Source organism: Sphingobium sp. Z007 (genome assembly GCF_900013425.1).
In the GTDB taxonomy this organism is placed as follows: domain Bacteria; phylum Pseudomonadota; class Alphaproteobacteria; order Sphingomonadales; family Sphingomonadaceae; genus Sphingobium.
Genome location: NZ_FBXK01000005.1, coordinates 2,624,417 through 2,647,847 on the forward strand (window position 1 = coordinate 2,624,417; position 23,431 = coordinate 2,647,847).

The 23,431-nt window shown below is 65.5% G+C and carries 26 protein-coding genes; 13 read left to right on the forward strand and 13 right to left on the reverse strand.

Features of this window, described 5'->3' with window-relative positions:
• The first annotated feature begins 106 nt into the window (after positions 1-106).
• A complete protein-coding gene (gene greB / locus CEQ44_RS20650) occupies positions 107-592 on the forward strand; it encodes a transcription elongation factor GreB (RefSeq protein ID WP_088182352.1) in 486 nt (161 codons plus the stop codon).
• A 328-nt stretch (positions 593-920) separates the two neighbouring features.
• Here the strand turns inward: greB and CEQ44_RS24600 are convergent, their stop codons facing one another.
• From CEQ44_RS24600 to ruvA, 6 genes are all read right to left on the reverse strand, one after another.
• Complete coding sequence (locus tag CEQ44_RS24600) at positions 921-1,097, reverse strand: hypothetical protein (RefSeq protein ID WP_176400200.1); 177 nt, start codon at positions 1,095-1,097, stop codon at positions 921-923.
• An 80-nt stretch (positions 1,098-1,177) separates the two neighbouring features.
• On the reverse strand, positions 1,178-2,920 hold the full coding sequence (locus CEQ44_RS20655; RefSeq protein ID WP_088182353.1) for a long-chain fatty acid--CoA ligase: 1,743 nt from the start codon (positions 2,918-2,920) through the stop codon (positions 1,178-1,180).
• 194 nt (positions 2,921-3,114) lie between these two features.
• Positions 3,115-4,137, reverse strand: a complete 1,023-nt coding sequence (ruvB, locus tag CEQ44_RS20660) for a Holliday junction branch migration DNA helicase RuvB (protein WP_088182354.1) — start codon at positions 4,135-4,137, stop codon at positions 3,115-3,117.
• Entirely contained in the window at positions 4,134-4,436 is a 303-nt protein-coding gene (locus CEQ44_RS20665; protein ID WP_088182355.1) for a type II toxin-antitoxin system RelE/ParE family toxin, read from the reverse strand. The genes ruvB and CEQ44_RS20665 overlap by 4 nt, the downstream gene beginning before the upstream one ends.
• Positions 4,429-4,674 carry a type II toxin-antitoxin system ParD family antitoxin gene (locus CEQ44_RS20670; RefSeq protein ID WP_088190881.1) on the reverse strand — a complete coding sequence of 82 codons (246 nt, stop codon included), beginning with the start codon at positions 4,672-4,674 and terminating at the stop codon, positions 4,429-4,431. Before CEQ44_RS20670 ends, CEQ44_RS20665 begins: the two co-directional genes overlap by 8 nt.
• Positions 4,675-4,717: 43 nt before the next feature.
• The gene (ruvA, locus tag CEQ44_RS20675; RefSeq protein ID WP_088182357.1) at positions 4,718-5,326 is read right to left on the reverse strand and encodes a Holliday junction branch migration protein RuvA; all 609 of its coding nucleotides are present in this window, start codon (positions 5,324-5,326) and stop codon (positions 4,718-4,720) included.
• Between the two features lie 140 nt (positions 5,327-5,466).
• Between ruvA and CEQ44_RS20680 the strand changes: the two genes are divergently transcribed.
• Both CEQ44_RS20680 and CEQ44_RS20685 read left to right on the forward strand, forming a co-directional pair.
• Complete coding sequence (locus CEQ44_RS20680) at positions 5,467-6,042, forward strand: peptidase S14 (RefSeq protein ID WP_088182358.1); 576 nt, start codon at positions 5,467-5,469, stop codon at positions 6,040-6,042.
• A gap of 40 nt (positions 6,043-6,082) precedes the next feature.
• Complete coding sequence (locus CEQ44_RS20685) at positions 6,083-6,724, forward strand: DUF1345 domain-containing protein (protein WP_088182421.1); 642 nt, start codon at positions 6,083-6,085, stop codon at positions 6,722-6,724.
• Positions 6,725-6,727: 3 nt separating this feature from the next.
• Here CEQ44_RS20685 and thiL read toward each other — a convergent pair whose 3' ends face one another.
• The 5 genes from thiL to mnmA form a co-directional block, all read right to left on the reverse strand.
• The gene (gene thiL / locus CEQ44_RS20690; RefSeq protein WP_088182359.1) at positions 6,728-7,642 is read right to left on the reverse strand and encodes a thiamine-phosphate kinase; all 915 of its coding nucleotides are present in this window, start codon (positions 7,640-7,642) and stop codon (positions 6,728-6,730) included.
• Positions 7,643-7,742: 100 nt separating this feature from the next.
• Positions 7,743-8,189 carry a transcription antitermination factor NusB gene (gene nusB, locus CEQ44_RS20695; protein ID WP_088182360.1) on the reverse strand — a complete coding sequence of 149 codons (447 nt, stop codon included), beginning with the start codon at positions 8,187-8,189 and terminating at the stop codon, positions 7,743-7,745.
• A 94-nt stretch (positions 8,190-8,283) separates the two neighbouring features.
• A complete protein-coding gene (hisD, locus tag CEQ44_RS20700) occupies positions 8,284-9,573 on the reverse strand; it encodes a histidinol dehydrogenase (RefSeq protein ID WP_088182361.1) in 1,290 nt (429 codons plus the stop codon).
• A gap of 72 nt (positions 9,574-9,645) precedes the next feature.
• A complete protein-coding gene (hisG, locus tag CEQ44_RS20705; RefSeq protein WP_088182362.1) occupies positions 9,646-10,308 on the reverse strand; it encodes an ATP phosphoribosyltransferase in 663 nt (220 codons plus the stop codon).
• Between the two features lie 358 nt (positions 10,309-10,666).
• Positions 10,667-11,776, reverse strand: a complete 1,110-nt coding sequence (gene mnmA / locus CEQ44_RS20715; RefSeq protein WP_088182422.1) for a tRNA 2-thiouridine(34) synthase MnmA — start codon at positions 11,774-11,776, stop codon at positions 10,667-10,669.
• A gap of 162 nt (positions 11,777-11,938) precedes the next feature.
• On the opposite strand from mnmA, the gene CEQ44_RS20720 reads away from it, so the two are divergent.
• The 3 genes from CEQ44_RS20720 (at position 11,939) to CEQ44_RS20730 (ending at position 13,122) form a co-directional block, all read left to right on the forward strand.
• On the forward strand, positions 11,939-12,235 hold the full coding sequence (locus tag CEQ44_RS20720) for a hypothetical protein (protein ID WP_088182364.1): 297 nt from the start codon (positions 11,939-11,941) through the stop codon (positions 12,233-12,235).
• A 106-nt stretch (positions 12,236-12,341) separates the two neighbouring features.
• Positions 12,342-12,641 (forward strand): DUF1153 domain-containing protein, encoded by a 300-nt coding sequence (locus tag CEQ44_RS20725; RefSeq protein ID WP_066606838.1) that lies wholly within the window; start codon positions 12,342-12,344, stop codon positions 12,639-12,641.
• Between the two features lie 223 nt (positions 12,642-12,864).
• Positions 12,865-13,122 (forward strand): GlsB/YeaQ/YmgE family stress response membrane protein, encoded by a 258-nt coding sequence (locus tag CEQ44_RS20730; RefSeq protein WP_088182423.1) that lies wholly within the window; start codon positions 12,865-12,867, stop codon positions 13,120-13,122.
• A gap of 83 nt (positions 13,123-13,205) precedes the next feature.
• On the opposite strand, the gene CEQ44_RS20735 is transcribed toward CEQ44_RS20730, so the two are convergent.
• Complete coding sequence (locus CEQ44_RS20735) at positions 13,206-13,454, reverse strand: GlsB/YeaQ/YmgE family stress response membrane protein (protein WP_088182365.1); 249 nt, start codon at positions 13,452-13,454, stop codon at positions 13,206-13,208.
• Positions 13,455-13,684: 230 nt separating this feature from the next.
• Between CEQ44_RS20735 and CEQ44_RS20740 the strand changes: the two genes are divergently transcribed.
• The 3 genes from CEQ44_RS20740 to CEQ44_RS20750 all read left to right on the forward strand — a co-directional run bounded on the left by CEQ44_RS20740 (position 13,685) and on the right by CEQ44_RS20750 (position 19,490).
• The gene (locus CEQ44_RS20740) at positions 13,685-14,857 is read left to right on the forward strand and encodes an efflux RND transporter periplasmic adaptor subunit (RefSeq protein WP_088182366.1); all 1,173 of its coding nucleotides are present in this window, start codon (positions 13,685-13,687) and stop codon (positions 14,855-14,857) included.
• A 146-nt stretch (positions 14,858-15,003) separates the two neighbouring features.
• Entirely contained in the window at positions 15,004-18,168 is a 3,165-nt protein-coding gene (locus tag CEQ44_RS20745; protein ID WP_088182367.1) for an efflux RND transporter permease subunit, read from the forward strand.
• 56 nt (positions 18,169-18,224) lie between these two features.
• The gene (locus CEQ44_RS20750) at positions 18,225-19,490 is read left to right on the forward strand and encodes a DUF445 domain-containing protein (protein WP_088182368.1); all 1,266 of its coding nucleotides are present in this window, start codon (positions 18,225-18,227) and stop codon (positions 19,488-19,490) included.
• A gap of 144 nt (positions 19,491-19,634) precedes the next feature.
• On the opposite strand, the gene CEQ44_RS20755 is transcribed toward CEQ44_RS20750, so the two are convergent.
• Complete coding sequence (locus CEQ44_RS20755) at positions 19,635-20,213, reverse strand: hypothetical protein (protein WP_088182369.1); 579 nt, start codon at positions 20,211-20,213, stop codon at positions 19,635-19,637.
• A gap of 202 nt (positions 20,214-20,415) precedes the next feature.
• On the opposite strand from CEQ44_RS20755, the gene CEQ44_RS20760 reads away from it, so the two are divergent.
• The 4 genes from CEQ44_RS20760 (at position 20,416) to CEQ44_RS20775 (ending at position 23,427) form a co-directional block, all read left to right on the forward strand.
• A complete protein-coding gene (locus tag CEQ44_RS20760) occupies positions 20,416-21,141 on the forward strand; it encodes an energy transducer TonB (RefSeq protein WP_088182370.1) in 726 nt (241 codons plus the stop codon).
• 48 nt (positions 21,142-21,189) lie between these two features.
• The gene (locus CEQ44_RS20765) at positions 21,190-21,702 is read left to right on the forward strand and encodes a hypothetical protein (RefSeq protein ID WP_088182371.1); all 513 of its coding nucleotides are present in this window, start codon (positions 21,190-21,192) and stop codon (positions 21,700-21,702) included.
• Positions 21,699-22,706 (forward strand): bifunctional diaminohydroxyphosphoribosylaminopyrimidine deaminase/5-amino-6-(5-phosphoribosylamino)uracil reductase RibD, encoded by a 1,008-nt coding sequence (ribD, locus tag CEQ44_RS20770; protein WP_254913797.1) that lies wholly within the window; start codon positions 21,699-21,701, stop codon positions 22,704-22,706. Before CEQ44_RS20765 ends, ribD begins: the two co-directional genes overlap by 4 nt.
• Before the next feature lie 106 nt (positions 22,707-22,812).
• Positions 22,813-23,427, forward strand: a complete 615-nt coding sequence (locus tag CEQ44_RS20775) for a riboflavin synthase (protein ID WP_088182373.1) — start codon at positions 22,813-22,815, stop codon at positions 23,425-23,427.
• Positions 23,428-23,431 lie beyond the last annotated feature (4 nt).

The window sequence follows — 23,431 nt, forward strand, 5'->3', positions numbered from 1 at the left end:
AGTCTCCGCGCCTCCGCGTCTCTGCGCGCATCCCTTCTTCTGCGATCTCTGCGCCGCTGCGCGAACAAAATTGCGCAACCACCCCGGTAATGGATAAGGCTGCGCCATGACCGTCCCCTATCCCAACTATATCTCGCCGGAAGGCTTCGCCAGGCTGCGCGCCGAATATGACCATCTGCTGGGCACCGAGCGGCCGCGCATCGTCGAGGTGGTGAGTTGGGCCGCGGGCAATGGCGATCGCAGCGAGAATGGCGACTATCTCTATGGCCGCAAGCGGATGCGGGAGATCGATTTCCAGCTCAAGCGCCTGTCCAAGAAGATGAAGGACGCCAAGGTGGTCGATGCCCGGCAGCAGCCCGACAAGGACCGCGTCTATTTCGGTGCGACGGTGACCATCGCGGACGAGGATGACAATCACCGCATCCTCACCATCGTGGGCAATGACGAGACGGATGTGGATGCGGGCCGGATCGGCTGGGGATCGCCGATCGCGCGCGCGTTGCGCGGGGCGGCGGTGGGGGATCTGCGCCGGGTGGTACTGCCCGGCGGCGAGAAAGAATATGAAGTGATGGCGATCACTTACCCGGTGTGATTCTGGCTCACGCGACGGCGCAGAGGGATTGCCGATGGGTCGGTTCTTCCGGTTTTTATTCGCGCAGAGGCGCAGAGGACGCCGAGATTTTTGAGGGCCGCTACGCGGTGACATCACGGCCAAAGGCCCGTTTCCACAATCTCCGGGCCTCCGCGTCTCCGCGTAACCATCATGGTGCAGCACGCGGATGGGTTGGCCGTCTGAGACGGCAAGTTAGACAGTTGTGGCGACTTTGCGTTTTTCATGAGCACATAGAAGCAATTGGCTGTTTCGTGATTTTAAGGCACGAATAGAGCATGGCGGGCTCTCTACGATCTCTCGCGAACGATCAGTCCCCGACAGCGGCGATCAGCCACTGTCGAAAATTCGCCATCGCCGGGCTGTCCGGGCGCGACATCGGGCGGGTGAGCCAGTAGCCGCCCAGATCGACGGTGGTGGCGAAGGGCCGGACCGGCCGGCCCGCGCGCAGGTCGGCGTCGAACAGTCGCGGCAGTACGCCCGCCACAGCGAACTAGCGTGGCCATTCGTCGGCGCCTTCGCAGGAACACGGCGTTTTAAAAAATCCGCGCCGCGCCGCCTGATCCTTCACCCCTTATACAGCGCGTCCAGCCGATCGGCATAACGCTTGCGGATCACATGGCGCCTGATCTTCATCGACGGCGTCATTTCCTCATTCTCGATGGCGAAGGCTTCGTCGGCAAGGATGAAGCGACGGACGCGCTCCAGCACCGACAGATCGTCATTCACCCGGTCCACCGCCGCGCGCAGCACCGCCATATAGGCAGGGTTCGTCTCCACGCCTTCGACCGCCACGCCCTGCGCCGCCGCCCATTCGCGGGTCCATTCGGCGTCAGGCACGATCAGGCCGACCAGATAGGGTCGCCGGTCGCCATGGACCATCGCCTGGCCGATCTCGCTCTGGAGCGTCAGCATCCCTTCGACCTTCTGCGGCGAGACGTTGTCGCCCTTGTCGTTGACGATCAAATCCTTTTTGCGGTCGGTGATGCGGATGCGGCCTTTGGCGTCGAACTCGCCAATGTCGCCGGTATGCAGCCAGCCGCCCTGGAGCGCCTTTTCGGTTTCCGCCGGGTTGCGCCAATAGCCGTGCATGACCAGTTCGCCGCGCACCAATATTTCGCCATCCTCGGCGATCCGCACTTCCACGCCGTCGAGCGGCGGGCCGACCGTGTCCATCGCGATGCCGGCGCGCGGGCGGTTGCAACTGACGACCGGGCCGGCTTCGGTCTGGCCATAGCCCTGCAGCAGGGTCAGGCCCATCGCATCGAAGAACAGGCCGACCTCAGGATTGAGTGGCGCGCCGCCCGACACCAGCGCCTTGAGCCGACCGCCAAAACGGGCGCGAATCTTGGGGATGAGGGTGCGCGAAAGCACCAGCTTCATCGGCAGGTCGAGCACCGATGTCTTGCCCCCCTGCTCCCTGGACGCGATGCGCAACGCCTGGCCCAACAGATAGGTCGGGAATTTGCCTTGTTTCTCGATCGACTTGATGATGCGGGTGCGCAGCACTTCGAACAGCCGGGGGACGACGACCATGATGGTCGGGCGCGCTTCCTCGATATTGGAGGCGAGCTTCTCCAGCCCTTCGGCGTAGTAGATCTGCCCGCCCAGCAGCATCGGCAGGAATTGCCCGCCGCTATGTTCATAGGCGTGGGACAGCGGCAGGAAGGAGAGGAATATCTCCTCGCCCCAGCCGAAATCCTCCGCCACGATCGCGCCCGCGCCCTCCGCATTGGCAAGGATCGCGCCATGATGCTGCATCACGCCGCGCGGGGCGCCGCCAGTGCCGCTGGTGTAGATGATGCAGGCCTGGTCGTTGCGGGTCGCGCTCTGGGCGGCGGCGGTGACGTCCACGTCGGCCGGATGCGCCGCGATCAGGTCGCTCCACAGATGGCAGGCACATGTCCCCTGTGCGCCACGCAGCGGCTCCATGCCGATGATGAAGCTGGCCTGCGAGCGCACCACGGCGGGCATCAACGCCTGCGCCAGTTTCGCGGTCGAGACGATGACCGCGCGCGCGCCACTGTCGGTCAATATATGCTGGTGATCGCGCGTCGTATTGGTGGTGTAGGTCGGCACGGTGATGCAGCCCGCCGCCATGATGGCGAGGTCGGCGATGCAGAATTCGGGCCGGTTTTCGCTGACCAGCATCACCGGGTCGCCGGGTTTCAATCCCTGCGCCTTGAGCGCGGCGGCAAGCGACGCGACCTGCTGCGCGACCTCCGCCCAGCTCTGGCTGTGCCATGCCCCGCCGCTCTTGCGCCACAGGAAAGGCGCGTCGCCCTTTTCCGCCGCGCGGGCGAAGAACATGGTGACGAGGTTGGGAAATTTCTCGATGGCCCTCAAGGCTCGACTCCTGCGGTTTCCGGCGCGTCTGATGCGCGCCTGAATGTCTTTGTTCGCCGCATTTCCCAAGGCGCCCGGCGAAGCGCCCGGCTCGGAAATGCTCTTGGCAAGGCTATAGCGTCGCCCTGCCGTAACGGCCAAGGACTTTGACGGACTTTTCAGTCGAAAAGCCCGTTCTGCACATCCTGCGGCGGATTGAGGCCGAGATGCTTCCAGCCCGGCCCGTTGAGGCAGCGGCCGCGCGCGGTGCGGGCGATAAGGCCCAACTGGATCAGATAGGGTTCGACCACTTCCTCGATCGTGTCGCGCGCCTCGGAAAGGCCGGCGGCCAGCGTTTCGACGCCCACCGGCCCGCCGCGATAAATGTCGGCGATCATCATGAGGTAACGCCGGTCCATCAGGTCGAGGCCGAGATGATCGACCTCCAGCCGCATGAGCGAGGCGTCGGCGATCTTCGCGTCGACGGCAGCCACGCCCGCGACATTGGCGAAATCGCGGACCCGGCGCAGCAACCGCCCGGCGATGCGCGGCGTGCCGCGCGATCGGCGGGCGATCTCGACCGCGCCATCGGGGGTGATGGCGAGGTCCAGCAGCCGCGCGGCGCGGCGTACGACCAGTTCCAGTTCGTCCACCGTGTAGAATTGCAGCCGCACCGGAATGCCGAAGCGGTCGCGCAGCGGCGTGGTGAGCAGCCCCTGCCGCGTGGTCGCGCCGACCAGGGTGAAGCGCGGCAGGTCGATGCGCACGGAGCGGGCCGACGGCCCCTCCCCGATCATCAGGTCGAGCGCGCGGTCCTCCATCGCGGGATAGAGAACTTCCTCGACCGCCGGACTAAGCCTGTGGATTTCGTCCACGAACAGGACGTCGCCCTCGTCCAGATTGGTGAGCAAGGCGGCCAGGTCGCCCGACTTGGCGATGACCGGCCCGGACGTGGCGCGGAAACCCACGCCCATTTCCTTGGCGACGATCTGCGCCAGCGTGGTCTTGCCCAGGCCCGGTGGGCCGAAGAAGAGCACATGGTCGAGGGCATCGCCGCGCGATTTCGCCGCCTGGATGAAGATGCGCAGATTTTCGCGCGCGGCTTTCTGGCCGATAAATTCGTCGAGCGATTTCGGACGCAACGCAGCATCGACATCTTCGGGACGCCGCGCGGGGGTGAGGAGGCGATCGTCGTCGGTCAATTCGTATGTCCCAAGGCGGCTATAGCATCCATCGCGGAATGAATGACGCGCACGATCAAGATTTCAGTTTCGCCAACATGATACAGCACGCGATGTGGCCGATGCGAAAACACGCGGATGCCGTCCCCATAATCGGGTCTGGCTTCACCTGCTGCCGGATGAGCGCGAAGGAGCGTGAAAATATGTTCAAAGCCTTGCATATGTAACCGAACCGCATCCAGGCCGAATATATCAAGTCCCCGATCCTGAATGGCGATGAGATCCTGTTGCGCGGCGACCGTCAGCCTGATCTTAGGCATCCGGCAGTCGCGCCATGATCTCTCTCAAGACATCTTCGGGTTCTGCATCGATCACGCCGGAGGCAAACCCTTCCAGAATCTTCCCGCGCACCCAATGCGTGTCATCATCCGCCGCTTCTTGATCGCGCCGGATTAAGTCGCGAACATAGTCCGCTGCATCCGCATATCGACCTTGAGCGAGCCGGGTATCGACCCATTGTGCAAGCGCCGGCGGCATGGAAATGTTCAGATTGGCCATGGTCAGATCATAAGCCTTTTGCTGTCGCAAGCCAATGTGCCCATCACTTCGCCGCCTTCCGCAACGCCAGCCTGACCAGCGCGTCGAGGCTGGCATTGTCGCCCAGTTCCTCTTCGGCGGCCGCGACGGCGACGCTGGCTTCATGCGGCTTGAAGCCCAGATTCTGGAGCGCGGACAAGGCGTCGGCGGCGAAGCTGCCGGTCGGGAGCGCCACCACACCGCCCACGCCGATCGGGCCGCCGGCAGGGGCGGTGCCGATCTTGTCCTTCAATTCGTTGACGATGCGCTGGGCGAGTTTCGGACCGACACCGTTGGCCCGCGCGATCATCGCCTTGTCGCCCATCGCCACGGCGCGGTGCAGTTCCAACGGCTCCAGCGCGGAGAGGATCGCCAGCGCGACGCGCGAACCCACGCCCTGGACATGGGTGAGCAGCCGATACCAGTCGCGTTCCTCGGCACGGGCGAAGCCGACCAGGCGGATCGAATCCGCCGCGACCAGCATTTCGGTGTGGATCGTCACCGCTTCGCCGACCGACCCCAACGCCGCGAGCGTGCGCGACGAAGCGCCGACCAGATAGCCGACCCCGCCCACGTCGATGATGGCGTGATCGATGCCGGTACTGTCCAGCAAGCCCTTGAGTTTCGCGATCATCTGCCCTGCCCTTCGGCGTCCCGCCCTTTGGTCATGATCTGTTCTTTACAGCCTGTCGCGCCGCGCGCCAGTCAAAAGCGCGGCACCTTTTGCCGCCCCATGCGTAGTGCTGCGCGACTTTCCCTCTCAAGGACTTCCTGATGCTGATGACCGCCCCGATACTTTCCCCCAAGGATTTCGAATTTCCAGCGATCATGCTGTCGGGCGTGGTCGACCATGGCATGTATCTGCATTTCAAAAACTGCCTGTCCACCGCGCCGCAGCAGGGACTGGTGGTGGTGGAAATCTCCACCTTGGGCGGCGACCCGGAGATCGCCCGGTTGATGGGCGAGGATATCCGGTTCCATTCCGAACTCTATCCCGACCGGCGGCTGGTGTTCATGGGCCGCACCGCGGTTTATTCGGCCGGTGCGACCTTCATGAGCTTCTTCGCGGCGGAGAATCGCTATCTGACGCGCGGCACGCGGCTGATGATCCACGAGCGGATCATCACCAAGAATATCCATCTCGCCGGGCCGCTTTCCACCTGCATCGCGACGCTGAAGGCGACGCTGAACGAGATCGAATCCTCGATCGCGATCCAGAATGAGGGCTTTGCGAACCTGATCCTGGGGTCGCAGGTGACCATGGAGCAGCTGTTGGAGCGAGCGCCGGAAAACTGGTATCTGGAGGCGAACGAGGCGCAGGCGCTGGGGCTGATCGCAGGCGTGTTATAAGCGCTTGCCAGATGGCGAGACTACGCCTTTGATGCGCGGCATGCGCTCCGCTCCCGTCTTCCCGTGGCGATACGGCATGTTTCTGGCGCTGCTGGCGTTGGTCGCACCGCTGGTGCTGTGGATGCCCTGGCATCAGGCGGTGATGGCGGGGTTCGATATCGCCGCCATCGCCTTCATGATCTCGGTCGTGCCGCTGATCGACGCCGATGCCGCATCGATGCGGCGCAAGGCGGCCGCCAACGACGCCAATCGCGAGTTGATGCTGCTGCTGACGGCGATCGTCAGTCTGGTGATCCTGGTCGCGGTGGGGGTGGCGATCAGCCAGCATGGCGGGCCGCACGGGGCGATGATTGCCCTGTTGCTGGCGACATTGCTGATCGCATGGCTGTTTTCCAACCTCGTCTATGCGATGCATTATGCCCATATCTTCTATCTGCCCGACAAGAGCGGGAAGGACCGGGCCGGTAAGGATAGGGGTGGCCTGGATTTCCCGGACGAGGATGAGCCGGGCTATTGGGATTTCCTCTATTTCGCCTTCACGCTGGGCATGACCTTCCAGACGTCTGACGTGTCCGTGACGGCGACCGCAATGCGTCGCACGGTGTTGTTCCAGTGCCTGGCCGCTTTCCTGTTCAACCTTGGCATACTAGCCTTCACCATCAATGTACTGGGCGGCGGCTAGGGCTTAGCCATGTTCCCAGCCCAGCGAATCGGGCAGCGGCATGACGGCGCCGTCTATCATCAGCGTCAGGCCAGATCCTTCCGCTACATAGCCGATGGGAATGGCGCGCATCGGCGGCGTCATGCCGCGCGGCAGGGCAAAAAGCAGCTCATAATCGTCACCCGCCCGCGCCGCCGCGATCTGGACCGCGGTGCTGGCGCCGCGCACCCGTTCCAGCGCCGGGGACAGCGGAATATGGTCGATGACGATCGCGACGCCGCTGGCCTGGCCCATGCGTAATGCGTCGATCAGTAGGCCGTCCGACACATCCATCATCGCGCTGACATGGGGGGCGAGCAGCGCGCCTTCGGCCAGGCGCGGGCGCGGGCGGCGATAGGCCTCCACCAGCGGGCCGGTCGCCGCCGGATCGGTCCTGGCGAGCGCGAGGCCGATACCGGCATCGCCGACCGGGCCGCTGACGTAGAGTCGGTCGCCCGGCCGCGCCCCGCTGCGGATAGGGACCGCGCCGGTCGCTTCGCCGATCGCGGTCAGGCTGTAGCTGCGGGCGGCCCCCGTGGGCATCTTGACCGTGTCCCCACCCAGCAGCGGCATGGCGTAGCGGTCGAGCGCCTCGCCCAGACCAGCGATAAAGGCTTCGTCCCACGCATCCTCGCCCGATAGGGCATAGTTGAGCAGGCAGCCGACCGGCTTTGCGCCCTTGGCGGCCAGATCGGACAGGTTCACCGCCGCCAGTTTCCAGCCGATATCTGGCGGCGGATCGTTGGGAAGATAATGGACGCCCTCGACCATCGTGTCGCTGGTCAGGATCAGCCGGGTGTCGCCGACGGGAAGGACCGCGACATCATCAGCCAGCCCCTGCGCCGCGGGATCGTTCGCCAGCAGGCGCAGCAGGGTGAGGAAACGGGATTCCTGGCTCACATTCCCATCCTCCGTTCGCCCTGAGCTTGTCGAAGGGCCATGCTTCTATAAAGAAAGTGCAGGGCTTCGACAGGCTCAGCCCGAACGGAAAATTTGATGCTTACTTCCGCACATCCTTCGACACGCCGTCGAGCAGGCCATTGACGAAGCCGGATTCACGCTTGTCGTAGAAGGCGTGGGCGACATCGACATATTCGCTGATGACGGTGCCGGTGCCGATGTCGGCGCGGGCGAGCAGTTCATAGGTGCCCGCGCGCAGGATCTGGCGCATCGGCTTGTCGAGCCGGTCGAGGCTCCAACCGCTCGACAGGCGGGCGGCGATCAGCGCGTCAATCTCGTCGCGGCGCTTGTCCACGCCGGTCACGACATCGTCGAAGAACGACTCCTCCGCCGGGGCGTAGGTCACATCCTCGATCGTGGCGCCCAGCCGATGCTGGTGGAACTCATGCAGCAGAACATGGACGGGCGTGCCCTCCATTTCGAGCTGATACAGCGCCTGGACCGCGGCGAGGCGCGCGGCGGAGCGAGATTTGGAGCGGTCGTTCATCGATAATCCAATAGCCGTTCGGGCTGAGCTTGTCGAAGCCCTGCCCGTCTTAAAGAAAAATATGGCCCTTCGACAGGCTCAGGGCGAACGGTGCCTATTTCAACCTTAGCGCCACGGACGCTGCGTGGGCGGGCAAGCCTTCCGCCCGCGCCAGCGCGACGGCGGCGGGGCCGATCGCGCCGATCGCCGCGGCGTCGAGGCTGAGGAAACTGGTGCGCTTCATGAAATCGAGCACCGACAGGCCCGACGAGAAGCGGGCGCGGCGGCCGGTCGGCAGGACGTGATTCGGCCCGGCGACATAATCGCCGACGGCTTCGGGCGTCATCCGGCCGAGGAACACGGACCCCGCATGGCGCACCTGCGCGAAATAGCGGTCGGGGTCGTCCACCGCGAGTTCGAGATGTTCGGGCGCGAGCCGATCGACCAGCGGCATGGCCTCGTCCAGGTCACGGACCAGGATGATCGCGCCATTGGCGTCCCAGCTGGTGCGGGCGACCGCGCTGGTGGACAGCGTCGGGATCTGGCGATCGACCGCTTGCGCGACCGCATCGGCAAAGGCCGCATCGTCGGTGAAGAGGATCGACTGGCTGGTCGGGTCATGTTCCGACTGGCTGAGCAGGTCAGCGGCGGTCCATTCCGGGTCGTTCCGGCCATCGGCGACGACGACGATCTCGGACGGGCCGGCGACCATGTCGATGCCGACCACGCCGTAAAGCTGCCGCTTGGCTTCGGCGACCCAGGCGTTGCCGGGACCGGTGATGACGTCCACCGGTGCGATCCGGTCAGTGCCATAGGCGAGCGCGGCGACGGCCTGCGCACCGCCGACCCGCCATATCTCCTCGATCCCCGCAATCTGCGCGGCGGCCAGGACGAGCGGGTTGATCTCGCCCCCCGGCGTTGGCGTCACCATGGCGATGCGGCGGACGCCCGCAACCTTGGCGGGGATGACGTTCATCAGCAGCGAGCTGGGATAGGCGGCGCGGCCGCCCGGCACATAGAGGCCGGCGGCGTCCACCGCGCTCCAACGCGCGCCGAGGCGAACGCCCGCGCTGTCCACGCCGTCGCTGTCCTGCGGGCGCTGCTTTTCGTGATAGGCGGTGATGCGCGCGGCGGCGAGTTCGAGCGCGTCGCGCAGTTCGGTCGAGATGCCGTCGAGCGCGGCGCGGGTTTCCGCTACCGTTACCGACCAACCGCTGATGTTGAGGTCATGGCGATCGAAACGCTGGGTATAGTCGGCCAGCGCCGCGTCGCCACCGGCGCGCACGGCTTTGAGGATCGCGGTGACATCGCGCGAGACGTCTTCGTCCGCTTCACGGCGGTCGTTGACCAGCGTGGTGAAGGCGGCCGCGAAATCGGCGTCGGTGGTGGAAAGGCGGAAGGTCATCGCGCTATACCTTGCGTCAAAGGACGGCGTATCGACTGGGCTCCCGCCTGCGCAGGAGCAGGTGGCATTATATCACGCGGCATCCTTCATCCCCACAGCGGCGCGGAACGCCTCCACCAGCGGCGAGAGTTCGGCCGAGCGCATCTTGTAGGCGGCGCGGTTGACGATCAGGCGGGCGCTGATCTGCATGATGATGTCGGTTTCAATGAGGCCATTTGCTTTGAGCGTCGCGCCCGATGACACGAGATCAACGATCCGGCGCGACAGGCCGAGCGAGGGGGCCAGTTCCATCGCGCCGTTCAATTTCACACATTCGGCCTGCAACCCGCGCGCTTCATAATAGCGGCGGGTGAGGTGCGGATATTTGGTCGCGACGCGGACATGGCTCATCGCGGCCTGATCCTCGTCCCCCGCATCGACCGGCTCGGCGACCGACAGGCGGCAATGGCCGATGTCGAGATCGACCGGCGCGTAGAGTTCAGAATAGCTGAACTCCTCCACCACGTCGGAGCCGACGATGCCGATCTGCGCCGCGCCATGGGCGACGAAGGTGGCGACGTCGAAGGCGCGCACGCGGATGATCGACACGTCGGGGCGGTTCGTGGCGAAGCGCAGCGCGCGGCTTTTCTTGTCATGAAATTCCGCCTCCGGCGCGATACCGGCTTTGGCAAGCAGGGGCAGCGCTTCATCGAGGATGCGGCCCTTGGGGATGGCGAAGGTGAGCGGGCGAGTCATGACGCGCGGGCCTTACGCGCGGGGGCGCGAAAGGGCAAGGTTTGGGGGGGCATTACGGCCATCTACCGGTCCACGTGGGCATTCCCGTGGTCGTGACCGCAATGCCCGCAAATCCTTCGCGGCCAAACGGTCTGCCAAGCCATGAACTTTTTGCTGCTGATAAAAGGCGATAACCCGCAGTCGGGACATTTGAGCAGGAACATCGGAACGAAAGCATGGCCCAGCCAGAATGCGGCGATAAGCCAGAACCCATCGGGGCCGACAGTCTGCTCTATAGGAGCCGACCACAAGGGAAAGGTGAAGAACACCAGCAGCACCCAGCCGCTAAACAGCCAGGAGCGAGCGTATAGTGACATGCCTAGAGGGCTGCTTCCGCCATCGCCGCCTGGGTGCTGGCGATCCAGCCGCCGCCCAGGATGCGCTCGCCTGCGTAGAGAACCGCAGCCTGTCCCGGTGCGACGCCATATTCGGGCGCGTCGAACAGCAGACGATCGCCGTCCAGCCTTGCGGGCACAGGCTTGGCCATCGATCGCACCTTCGCGGTCAGCGGTCCGGTAAAATCGCCGCCCAGCCAGTTGATGTCGCTCAGCACCGCGCCCGACACCGCGAGCGCCGCGCGTGGCCCCACGATCACGCGCTTGGCCGCTGCATCCAGCCGCACGACATAGAACGGGTCGGGCTGCCCGCCAATGTCCAGCCCCTTGCGCTGGCCGACGGTGAAGTGGATCATGCCCTTGTGCCGGCCCAGCACCCGGCCGTCGATATGGACGATGTCGCCGCCTTCGTCCGCGTCGGGGCGCAGCTTGCGCACAATCTTGGCATAGTCGCCGTCGGGCACGAAGCAGATGTCCTGGCTGTCGGGCTTGAGCGCGACCGAAAGACCCAATTCGGCGGCAATCTCGCGCACCTGCGGCTTGGGCAACCCGCCCAGCGGAAAACGCAGATAGTCGAGCTGCGCCTGAGTCGTGGCGAAGAGGAAATAGCTCTGGTCGCGCGCCGGATCGGCGGCGCGGTGCAGTTCCGCGCCTTGATCGCCCTCGACCCGCTGCACATAATGGCCGGTGGCGAGGCAGTCGGCACCCAGGTCGCGGGCGATCTGGAACAGGTCGGTGAACTTCACCCCCATATTGCACTTCACGCAGGGGATCGGCGTGCGCCCGGCCATATATTCGTCGGCGAAGTCGGCGATCACCGAATCGCGAAAGGCGGTTTCATAATCAAAGACATAGTGCGCGATGCCGATGCGGTCGGCGACCGCGCGCGCATCGCGTATGTCCTGCCCCGCGCAGCAGCTGCCGGTGCGACCCACCGCCGCGCCATGATCGTAAAGCTGGAGCGTGACGCCGATCACTTCCGCACCGGTTTTGGCCGCGAGCGCGGCGACGACGCTGGAGTCCACGCCGCCCGACATGGCGACGACGATGCGCCGCGCACTGAGCGGCTGGGGAAGCTGAAACTGAGGCTGCATGGCGCGCATATAGTGCAGCATCGCCCGGCGCGCAAAAGTTAACAAAAGGTAGCGGCGCTTTGCCCATAATCGGGACGGATCGACGCGAAAGGCGGCTCGGACGAGTCAGGAATGCGGTGTCGAGTTTACCGACCCTTATTCATTGCCCGCTACACAGGGGTCATGGATCTGAGTTTCCTTCGGGGTGGCGGGTTAAAGCCTGGCTCCCCCAGACCCTTCAGTCGGCCGCGCGTGCCGGCCTGGCCATTCCTGCGGGCTGCGACAGCGGCGGCGCAGGCGGCCAGTCCGACCGCGCAGGCGGTGGCGGGCGTCCTGCGGGGGCAGGGCGGAAGCGAAGACTGGGTCCAGGAACTGGCGGGCCTTTTCGCGCCACGTTCCGGCGGCAAGATCGAAGCCGTGCGTCTCGCGGGAAGTTTCCACCCGTTGATCGCGAGCCGTTTAGCCAGGGGGCAGAAATGATGAAGGCCGTGTTTACCGTGGCGCTTTAGCCGTTCTTCAGGGCTGATGCAGATAAGGGTTTCACGACTGAATTCGGTAACGCCAGTGCCGCACTTTGAGGGTTAGAATGATCGAGAACCAGAAAATCAAGCCGGCTCAGGTCGTCGGGCCATTGGGGGAACCCCTTACCCTCGACAGCCTGCCGCCGGCCGACACCACACGCTGGGTGGTACGGCGCAAGGCGGAGGTCGTCGCTGCCGTGAATGGCGGATTGCTGAGCGTCGATGAGGCGTGCGCGCGTTATAATCTGACGCTGGAGGAATTTGCGAGCTGGCAGCGGGCGGTCGATCGCTCTGGCATGCACGGTCTGCGCGTGACCCGCATCCAATATTATAAATCGCTTTACGAACGGCAGCAAAAATACTGACCGGCCGTCAGGTCGCCTGCCCATGAACGAAAAAGGGCCGCCGGATGCCGATCCGGCGGCCCTTTTGCTTGCCCCACCGGGCAACCGACGCGAGGGCGCGCAAAACGGCGCAAAGCCAAGATAGTTTCCAGCCCGGAATCATTTTTTACCCCATGGAACGGGACGCCTTCTTCTCCGTTGAGACAGCACCCAACCCGCTGGGGGCGTGGTCAAGGAGAGTAACATGGGCATTATCTTGTGGCTTATCGTCGGCGGCGTCATTGGCTGGCTCGCCAGCATGGTGATGCGGACCGACGCGCAGCAGGGCATCCTGCTGAACATCGTGGTTGGTATCGTCGGCGCGTTCATCGGCGGCCTGATCTTTAGCGGCGGCTCGATCAACAATGCGGGCCTGACGCTTTACAGCTTCCTGGTGTCGCTGGTCGGCGCGATCATTCTGCTCGCGATCGTCAATCTGGTTCGTCGAGGTTCGGTGCGCTAAACGCCCATCCCGCAGACACACAAAAGGGACCGCGCCATGGCGCGGTCCCTTTTTTTCGTCCGGGGTTCGCTTTTATGTGGGGTTCAGCGCCGCGCCGCGAAAAAGCGGTACAGCGCCAGCACGGCGACCGCGCCCAATATGGCGGCGATGAAACCGGCGCGCTCGCCGGGCGCATAGACGCCCGCCAGCCGACCGACAAAGCCGGCCAGCAACGCCCCGGCTATGCCCAGCAATATGGTCACGATACACCCGCCCGGGTCACGACCGGGCATGATGAGTTTGGCCAATGCGCCGGCCAGCAGGCCGATGACGATCCACCCCAGCAAATCCACGGCGCGCTCCTCTCCGCATGGCAACGCCGCTGCGCCACGACCGGGGCATGGGCGAGTCCATATGTTTCCATCTGTATAGACGAACGGCGCACCGCACTCCACCCTCCACCCGTCCCGCAATATCGCTTTGCCGTCCCCCTTTGAACCATGATATTGGGGGTTGAGAGCGGTGCTATATTCATATAACACAGTTGCCGACATGGCGATGCGCCGGAGAGACGAGAAGCGGCATGAATTACGAAACCCAGCTGGTGGGCGACTCGATGGTCGTCATCGACGATTATGAGGCGCGCCGTCGGCGCAAACGCCTGTTGCTGATCGGCGGCGGCGCGGCCGTGGTGCTGGTCGCCGCAGCCGCCTGGATATCGATGCGTGGCGACACGGCGGCCACCCCCGCCGCGCCTGCCGCCCAAGTGCCGGTCGTCACCGTCATCCGGCCCGGCCAGTCGGTCGTCGCCCGCACTGTGACGGCCACCGGATCGCTGGCCGCGCGGATCGACATGCCGGTCGGCGTCGTGGGCGAAGGCGGCATGGTGAGCCGCGTGCTGGTGCAGCCGGGCGACTGGGTGCGCGCTGGCCAGCCGCTGGCGATCATCGAACGCTCGGTCCAGGTCGAACAGGTGCGATCGCTCGCCGCCCAGGTGGACGTCGCCCGCGCCGACGCCAAGCTCGCCCAGGCCCAGCTCGACCGCGCGAAGGCGCTGGTCGGCCGCGGCTTCATCAGCGCCGCCGATATCGATCAGCGCACCGCGACACGCGACGCAGCCGCAGCCCGCGTCAGCGTGGCCGCCGCGCAGCTTGCCGAACAGCGCGCCCGCACCGGGCGGCTGGACATTCGCGCGCCCGCATCCGGCCTGGTCCTGACCCGCGCGGTCGAACCGGGCCAGATCGTCCAGGCGGGCGGCGGCGTGCTGTTCCGCCTGGCCAAGGATGGCGAGATGGAATTGCAGGCCCAGGTGGCCGAGGGCGACCTGGCGACGCTGCGTCCGGGCAATAGCGCCATGGTGACGCCGATCGGCCATAGCGAGCAGTTCGCCGGCCGCATCTGGCAGGTGTCGCCCGTGGTCGACCCCCAGACGCGGCAGGGCATTGCGCGCATCGCCGTCCCCTATAATCCCGCGATCCGCCCCGGCGGTTTTGCCGCCGCCACCATCACCAGCGGATCGGGCAGCGCGCCATTACTCCCCGAATCGGCGGTGCAGAGCGATCCCAAGGGCAGCTATGTCTATATCGTCAACGCCAAGAACCAGGTTGAGCGCCGCAACGTGACGGTGGGCCAGGTGTCCGATGCCGGGGTCGCCGTGACCAGCGGGATCGACGGCGCGGAAAGCATCGTCACCTCCGCCGGCGCCTTCCTGACGCCGGGGCAGAAGGTGAAACCGGAATTGTTGAAAGTCCGCTAGGCATGTCGCGCGGTCGATGCAGGCCGCGTGCGCCAGACGGCAGGATACGCGCCATCGGGCGCGGCGAACAGGTTTAATGGGACGCGGACCTGCGTCCGGCACAGGTTGGACGGACGCGCCAGCGCGTCCGGTGAAGGAAGCCCGTCATGAATTTTCGCAATATTTCCGCATGGGCCATCCGCAACCCGGTGACGCCGCTCGTCCTGTTCGCCGCGCTGATGCTGGCGGGCATCGTCAGTTTCATGCGGATGGACGTCAACAACAACCCCGACATCAGCTTCCCGGCGGTCAGTGTGGTCGTCAGCCAGCCCGGCGCAGCCCCGACGGAGCTGGAGACGCAGGTTACGCAGCGGATCGAAGCGGCGGTGCGCGGGATCAGCGGCGTCGATGAAATCACCTCCTTCGCGTCCGAAGGCCGGTCGCTGACCAATGTCCAGTTCCAGATCGGCACGCCGGTCGACCGCGCAGTCAACGACGTCAAGAACGCCGTCGATCAGATTCGCAGCGACCTGCCCGATGGCATATTGGAGCCGCAGGTCACCCGGATCGACATTGATGGCGGGCCGATCGCCTATTTCAGCGCCGAAGCGACCGATATGACGCTGGAGGAACTGTCTTGGTATGTCGACAATACCGTGGCAAAGCGGCTGCTGTCGGTGAGCGGCATGGCGGCGGTCAATCGTGGCGGCGGCGTCAGCCGCGAAATCCGCGTCATCCTGGACCCGGCCAAGTTGCAGGCGTTTGGCATCACCGCCGCGCAAGTGAACGCCCAGCTACAACAGGTAAACCTGAACGCCGCGGGCGGCCGCACCGAAATCGCCGGCGCCGAACAGTCGATCCGCGTGCTGGGCAATGCGCGCAACGCCCGCGATCTGGGTGCCACCCAAATCGCGATCAGCGGCGCGCGCACGGTGAAGCTGGCCGATATCGCGCAAGTGCGTGACATGTATGCCGAACAGCGCAACCTGTCGTTGATGAACGGGCGGCAGGTCACCAGTTTCAGCATGGAAAAGGCCAAGGGCACGTCCGACGTCACCGTTTATGACGAATCGATGAAGGTGCTGGAGCAGCTGAAGAAGGAAAATCCCAAGGTCCAGTTCAAGCAGCTCTACACCAGCGTCGAATATACCAAAGAACAATATCATTCTGCCATGGCCGCGATGATCGAGGGCGCGGTGCTGGCGGTCGTCATCGTCTTCCTGTTCCTGCGCGACTGGCGCGCGACGATGATTTCGGCGCTGGCGATCCCGCTGTCGGCAATCCCCACCTTCTGGTTCATGGAAATGATGGGCTTTACGCTGAACAGCATTTCGCTGCTGGCGCTCAGCCTGGTCGCGGGCGTGCTGGTCGATGACGCCATCGTGGAGATCGAGAATATCGTGCGCCATATGCGCATGGGCAAATCCGCCTATCAGGCGTCGATCGACGCGGCGGACGAAATCGGCCTGGCCGTGCTGGCCACCACCATGGCGATCGTCGCCGTATTCCTGCCGGTCGCCCTGATGCCCGGCATATCGGGCCAGTTCTTTATCCAGTTCGGCATGACCGTGGTGGTGTCTGTGCTGATGAGCCTGGGCGTCGCGCGCCTCATCACGCCGATGATCGCGGCCTATTTCCTCAAAGCTCATGGCGAGGAAAGCCATGGCGAAGGCTGGATGATGGACCGCTATATGAGCGTGCTGCGCTGGTCCCTGGACGAGCGCCGGGCGATCGCCCATCGCGCGCGCGGCGGCTGGCGGCGCTTCACCGCCCTGTTCCTGGACCATCGCGTCTGGACCGTGGGCATCGGCGCGTTGGCGTTCATCGCGACGATCATCGCCTTCGCGACGCTGCCGATGACGTTCCAGCCGGTCACCAACACAGATTTCAGCCAGGTGAAGATCGAAACCGTGCCGGGCAGCACCCTGGCGCAGACGACCGCCATCACCCGCAAGGTCGCCGACATGCTGACCGCCGATACCGACGTGGTGGAGGCCGCCTTCGCCGATATCGAGCCGACCACGGCCGATATCTTCCTGACGCTCAAGAAGACGCGCCCGATCAGCTCGGTCGATTGGGAGCGCAAGATCGCGCCGCAATTCCAGACCGTCGCCGACGCGCGGGTCAATTTCCAATCGCAGTCGGGCGGCGGCTTTGGCCGCGACATCATCATGATGTTCGGGTCGGACGACCCGGAAAAGCTGGAACGCACCGCCAACCAGCTGGTCGCGGAAATGGCGCGCATCCCCGAACTGCGCGCGCCGCGCGTGCAGGGCGATATGCAGCGCCCGGAAATCATCATCACCCCGCGCCTTGACCTGGCCGCCAGCCTGGGCGTGACCACCGCAGCGCTCAGCCAGTCGATCCGCATCGCGACGATCGGCGACATCGACCAGAACAGCGCCAAATTCTCGCTGTCCGACCGCCAGATCCCGATCCGCGTGTCGATCGCCGAGGATAGCCGCAAGGATATCGGCACGATCCAGAACATGCCGGTGCCGACCGTCAACGGCGGATCGGTGCCGCTCAAGGTCGTGGCCGACATCCATTTCGGCGCAGGGCCGACGCAGATCCGCCGGTACAACCAGATCCGCCGCATCGTCGTGGGCGCGGATCTCGCCCCTGGCATCGTCACCAGCCAGGCGACCGCCAAAATCAACGCGCTGCCACTGATGAAGGCGATCAATGACGGCAAGGTCCAGGGCATCCAGAAGATCAACGCGGGCGACAGCAAGTTCCAGGCGGAAATGCTGACCAATTTCATGATCGCGGTCGCATCGGGCATCCTGCTGGTGCTGGCGGTGCTGGTGCTGCTCTACAAGCGGATCATGCCGCCCTTCGTCAATCTGGGGTCGCTGCTGCTCGCCCCGCTGGGCGGTGCGCTGGCGCTGCATATCGCCGGCGAGCCCATTTCCATGCCGGTGCTGATCGGCCTGCTGATGCTGCTGGGCATCGTCGCCAAAAACTCGATCCTCGTCATCGACTTCGCGCTGGAGGAGATGGAGAAGGGCGTGCCCAAGTTCGAGGCGATCGTGGACGCAGGGCATAAGCGCGCCCAGCCGATCGTCATGACCACGGTCGCGATGGTCGCGGGTATGGTGCCGACTGCGCTGGCGCTGTCGGGCGACGGTGCCTGGCGCGCCCCCATGGGCATCACCGTGATCGGCGGCCTTCTGCTCTCGACGGTGCTGACGCTGGTCATCGTGCCGGCGACCTTCAGCCTGGCGGTGGCGATAGAAAGCTGGGTCGGGCCGCGACTGGGCCGGGGCCTGCTGACCTACAAGGCGGGCGATGACAAGGATCGGCCGGTGCATCCGCATCCCGCCGAATGAGGTCGGTAAAAGAAGGCTTTGCCTGAACGAAACGGCGGCGTAACCGTTGGACGGCCATGACGTTGCTACGCATCCCCCGGCCCAGGGCCGTGCCCGCCCCGCACCCTGCGCGAGGCATGCGGCTGGTGGCGACCGGGATGCTGGTGGCGATGGCGGTGCTGTTCGTCACCGCGCGCGCCACCGTCCACCTCCACCCCGCCATCGGCTTCGTCCAGGCCTTTGCCGAGGCGGCGATGGTCGGCGGCCTGGCCGACTGGTTCGCGGTCACCGCGCTGTTCCGCCATCCGATGGGCCTGCCCATCCCGCACACCGCGATCATCCCGCGCAATAAAGACCGGATCGGCGATACGCTCGCCCTGTTCCTGCGCGACAATTTCCTGACTCCTGCCGTGGTTGCGCGACGGATGCGGGGCATGGACGTCGCCGCGGCGGCGGGGCGTTTTCTGGCCAGTCCGTCGGAAGGCGACGGGCGGCTGCGCGAGGGCGCGTCGCGGCTGGTGGCCGACATATTGGAGGCGCTGGACCAGGAACCGCTGGGCGGCATGGTGAAGGGCGCGATCGGCCAGCGGCTGCGCGCGATCAATATCGGCCCGCTGGCGGGGCAGGCTATCGAGGCGGCGATGCGGGACGGCCGCCATGCGCCGGTGATGGACGGCATCATCCACTGGGCGGACCGCACGCTGGAGGCGAACGAGCATCTGATCCGCCAGATGGTGCAGGAACGGGCGGGCAAGGTGCTGCGGTGGACCGGGCTGGACGAAAATCTGGCCAATGCCATCCTGTCGGGGCTGCGCAAGATGCTGGCGGACATGGCCGCCGATCCCGGCCACAGCCTGCGCCTGAAGGCGGAGGAAGGCATGGCGAAGCTCGCCTTCGACCTGCAGTTCGACCTGGAGATGCAGGCCAAGGTCGCCAAGGTCCGCGACGAAATCGTCGATAATCCGGCGATGCAGCGCTGGATCGAGGGCATGTGGGAACAGGCGCGCGCCGGCCTGCTGCGCGCGGTGCGCGATCCGGGCAAGGCGATGGCCGGGCGACTGGGCGAAGCGCTGCGCCAACTGGGCGGCACGTTGCAGCAGGAAGCGCGGTTGCGGCTGGTCATCAACCGCTTCGTGCGCCGCGCCGCGGTGGGCGCAACCGCCAGCTATGGCGATGCGATCGTCCGGCTGGTCAGCGACACGGTGCGCGGCTGGGACGCGGGCACGGTCACCAGTCGGCTGGAAAATGCGGTCGGGCGCGACCTGCAATATATCCGGGTCAACGGCACTTTGGTCGGCGGGCTGGTCGGCCTTGCCATTCACACGGTCGATACGTTTTTCTAAGGGGTAGAGCCGCACCAGCCGTCCTGACACGCGCGTCAGCGCATCGCCCGAAAAGATGCTGGGGCGCGTCGGGCCAAACGACGCGCCCCAGCGGAACCGGCCGCGCAGAGGAGAGGAGAGGCGGCCGATTCCTGGCTGGGAAACTTAGTCTTCGCGATGCCCCTCGCCACCATGCGGCGGCGGCAGTTCATCGGCGGTCAGCACGGCGTCGCCATTGCGGTCCTGATCGGCGAACAGGGCGAGCGCGGGGGCGAGAAATTCGGCGCGGTCGATCTGACCATCGTCATTGCTGTCTTCGGGATAAGGCATGGCGCGGCCGGGCGGCGGCGGAGGAGCGGCGTCGTCGCGGTCGTCCCCATGCGGACGGTCACCGGGCGGCGGACCGCCTGCACCGCCGGGGCGAGGACCACCGGGACCGCCACGACCCTTGCCGGGGCCACCGCCCTTCCCCTCACCCTGCGCCGGTGCCCGCGCCTGCCGTTCATGGCCCAGCATGCGCTGCATCGTCTTAACCGGCACCAACCCGTCGCTGTCCGGGTCCATCAGACCGAAGCGGCGCTCCATATAGGCGCGCATCTCGTCCCGCGTGATCGCGCCGTCGCCATCGGCATCGGCCGCCCAGGGACCGGTTTCGGGGCCGGCGGGCGGCTGCGCCAGAAGCGGCGCCGAGGCCAGCAACGCGACAGCGAGTGAGACAGCAGAAAGGCAGTGACGAAAATGCATGGAGGCTCCTGAAAGCGGGATCGCCCCTCCCCTCGCATCCCATCTTTGCCGCCATATGTCGCGATGCAGCGGCAATGTTGCAGACCTCATAATTTATGTTGCAACATATCATTAAATAATGTTGTATCATTTCATCGACGGTCAAGGTTCGGACAACAAGAACCGACATCGGTGAGAGGATGCGACAGAGAGGAGCCAGACGATGCGACTCATGACCCTATCGGCAATCGGACACAGCACAACGAATCGGGTGACGGAAACAGGCGGGCCAGCGCGCTATGGCACGGGTCGCAAATCGCCGCTGGGCCTGGGCGGCACGGTGGCCGTCCATGCGGTGGTGATCGGCGCCTTCCTGCTGATCCCCAAGGAGGTGATCCAGTTCGTCACGCCGACGCCGCCGATCATCGGCACCAACATACCGCTCGATCCGCCACCCCCGCCCGAACCGACGGAAAATATTCGGACCGACCCCAAGGTGCAGACCCGGCCGCAGCAACGCGAACGGCCGACCGTCACAGATCCGCTGATCGATTTGCCCAAAGGCGATCCGCCGCTGACCGGAACCGCGGGCAGCAGCACCGGCACGGGTCCGGTCCAACCCTATATTGCTCCATCGCCCCCGCCCCTGGCCGATCCAGTGCTGACCGAACCGGCGATCGATCCGCGCGCCCTGTCCGCCTTCCAGCCCGACTATCCAGGCGCGATGATCCGGCAAGGGTTGGAAGGGACAGTGACCGTGCGCGTGACGATCAGCCCGGAAGGCCGTGTCACCGATATCGAGAAAATATCCGCGACGGACGCGAGTTTCTGGGTAGCGACGCAGCGCCACGCCCTGCGCAAATGGCGCTTCCGCCCCGCGACTCGCGACGGCGTGGCGGTGGCTTCGTCCAAGATATTGACGGTGCGCTTCACCCTGACGGAACGATAGGGCAAGGGCCGCCGGAGCCGTCGAAGGGGCATTTAGGGGAAAGCCGCCATGGACCATTTTGCATCTGCGCCCGCCCTGGCCTATAAGGGCGGCATGGCGATCTTTCCCCGTCCCGTTTCCCCCAAAAATGCGCTTGGCGATTTCTGGGGCTATTTCAAGCAGCAGCGGCGGCATAAATGGCCGCTGCTGGGCGTTTCGGTCGCGCTGACCTATGTCGTCATCTGGGCGTTCATCGTGGACGCCAACACCAACACGATGCCGACGCGCAACAAGATCATCTATGTGCAGAGCTGGGACGCGAACCGGTCCGACGCGGCGATCATCTTGCAGCAGAAGATCGACTTCGCCAAGCGCGAGGCGGCGTTGCAGAAGAATCAGAAGAAGATGCAGGGTTTCGCCGACGCCTTCGGCATCGAATGGCGTGAGGAGGAAGCCCGCAACACCGCCCGCCGCAAGGAAGCGGTAAAGCAGATCGACGCGCTGCTGGACGAGCGGCTGGCCAAGGCGGAAGCGACCGGCAAGACGCCCGGCGCGACCCCTGCGGGAGCAGCCCGGCCCTGAGCGACGCGGCTTCGCCCAAGCGGGAGACGTCCGCGCAGGACCGGCGCTATATGGCCGCCGCCATCGCCCTGTCGGCGCGCGGGCGCGGCCTTTCCACCCCCAATCCCAATGTCGGCTGCCTGATCGTTCGCGACGGCCGGATCGTCGGACGCGGCTGGACCCAGAAGGGCGGCCGTCCCCATGCCGAGGCGCAGGCGCTGGACCAGGCGATGGACCGGGCGGCGGGGGCGACGGCCTATGTCACGCTGGAGCCTTGCTTCCATCTGTCGCCACGCGGGCCGCGCTGCGCCGACCTGATGGCGCGCGCCGGCATCGGCCGTATGGTAATCGCGCTGCGCGATCCCGATCCGCGCACGAACGGACAGGGCGCAGCCTGGCTGCGCGACCGCGGCGTGGCGGTCGAGATGGGTCTGATGGCGGATGAGGCCGCGCGCGCCATGGCCGGGTTCGTGCTGCGCCAGACGTTGGGGCGGCCGCATGTGACATTGAAGCTCGGCCTCTCGCTCGACGGACGAATCGCGTTGGCGGACGGATCGAGCCGCTGGATCACCGGCCCGGATGCGCGCGCCCATGCCCATATGGAGCGGGCGCGGCATGACGCCATTCTGGTGGGCGGCGGGACGCTCAGGGCGGATGCCCCGACGCTGGACGTGCGGCTGGCGGGGCTGGCGGATCGTTCCCCACGCCGGGTGTTGCTGAGCCGGGGCGACGCGCCGGAAGGCTGGACGCGGATCGGCGCGCCGGAGGAGATTGCGACGCTGGAGCGGGTTGACCATCTGCTGGTCGAAGGCGGGGCGGAAACCGCGGCGGCTTTCCTGCGCGCGGGACTGGTCGATCGGCTGCTGCTCTATCGCGCGCCGATCATCATCGGGTCCGGCCTTGCCGGGATCGGCGACATCGGGCTGTTCGATCTGGCCGATGCCCATGGCCGCTGGCGGATGACCGACGGCCGCACGCTGGGCGACGACAGGCTGGAGGTTTACGAGCGGGTCGCGAGCGCTTAGGGCTTATTTCCAACTTCCGTTCGGTTCGAGCTTGTCGAGAACAGAGCGCTTCGTTCTCGACAAGCTCGAACCGAACGGATGTGGTTTGAAAGGGCCTTTACGTTTCATGTTCACCGGCATCATCACTGACATTGGCACCATCCGCAGCCATGAGCAGCGCGGCGACCTGCGGCTGGTCATCGGCAGCGCCTATGATATGGACGGCGTCGCCATCGGCGCGTCGATCGCCTGTTCGGGCGCCTGCCTGACGGTGGTGGAAAAGGGCGATGACTGGTTCGCGGTGGACCTGTCGGCGGAAACCGTGGCGCGCACAGCGCCGGGCCTATGGGATGAAGGCGGCCGGCTGAATCTGGAACGGGCGCTCAAGGTCGGCGACGAACTGGGCGGGCATATCGTGACGGGCCATGTCGATGGCATCGGCCATCTGGTGTCGGCGGTGCGCGAAGGCGATTCGACCCGGCTGACGATCAGCGCGCCCGCCGACCTTGCCGCCGCGCTGGCGGCCAAAGGGTCGATCACGCTCGACGGCATATCGCTGACGGTCAACAGCGTCGATGATCAGGCCGACGGCAGCGTATATTTCGGGCTGAACATCATCCCGCATACCGCCGCCGCGACGACGCTGGACAGCCTGCCCGACGGGCGCGCCTTCAACCTGGAGATCGATGTGCTGGCCCGCTATCTCGACCGGATGCAGAGCCTTCGCAACCGCAGCATGTGATTGC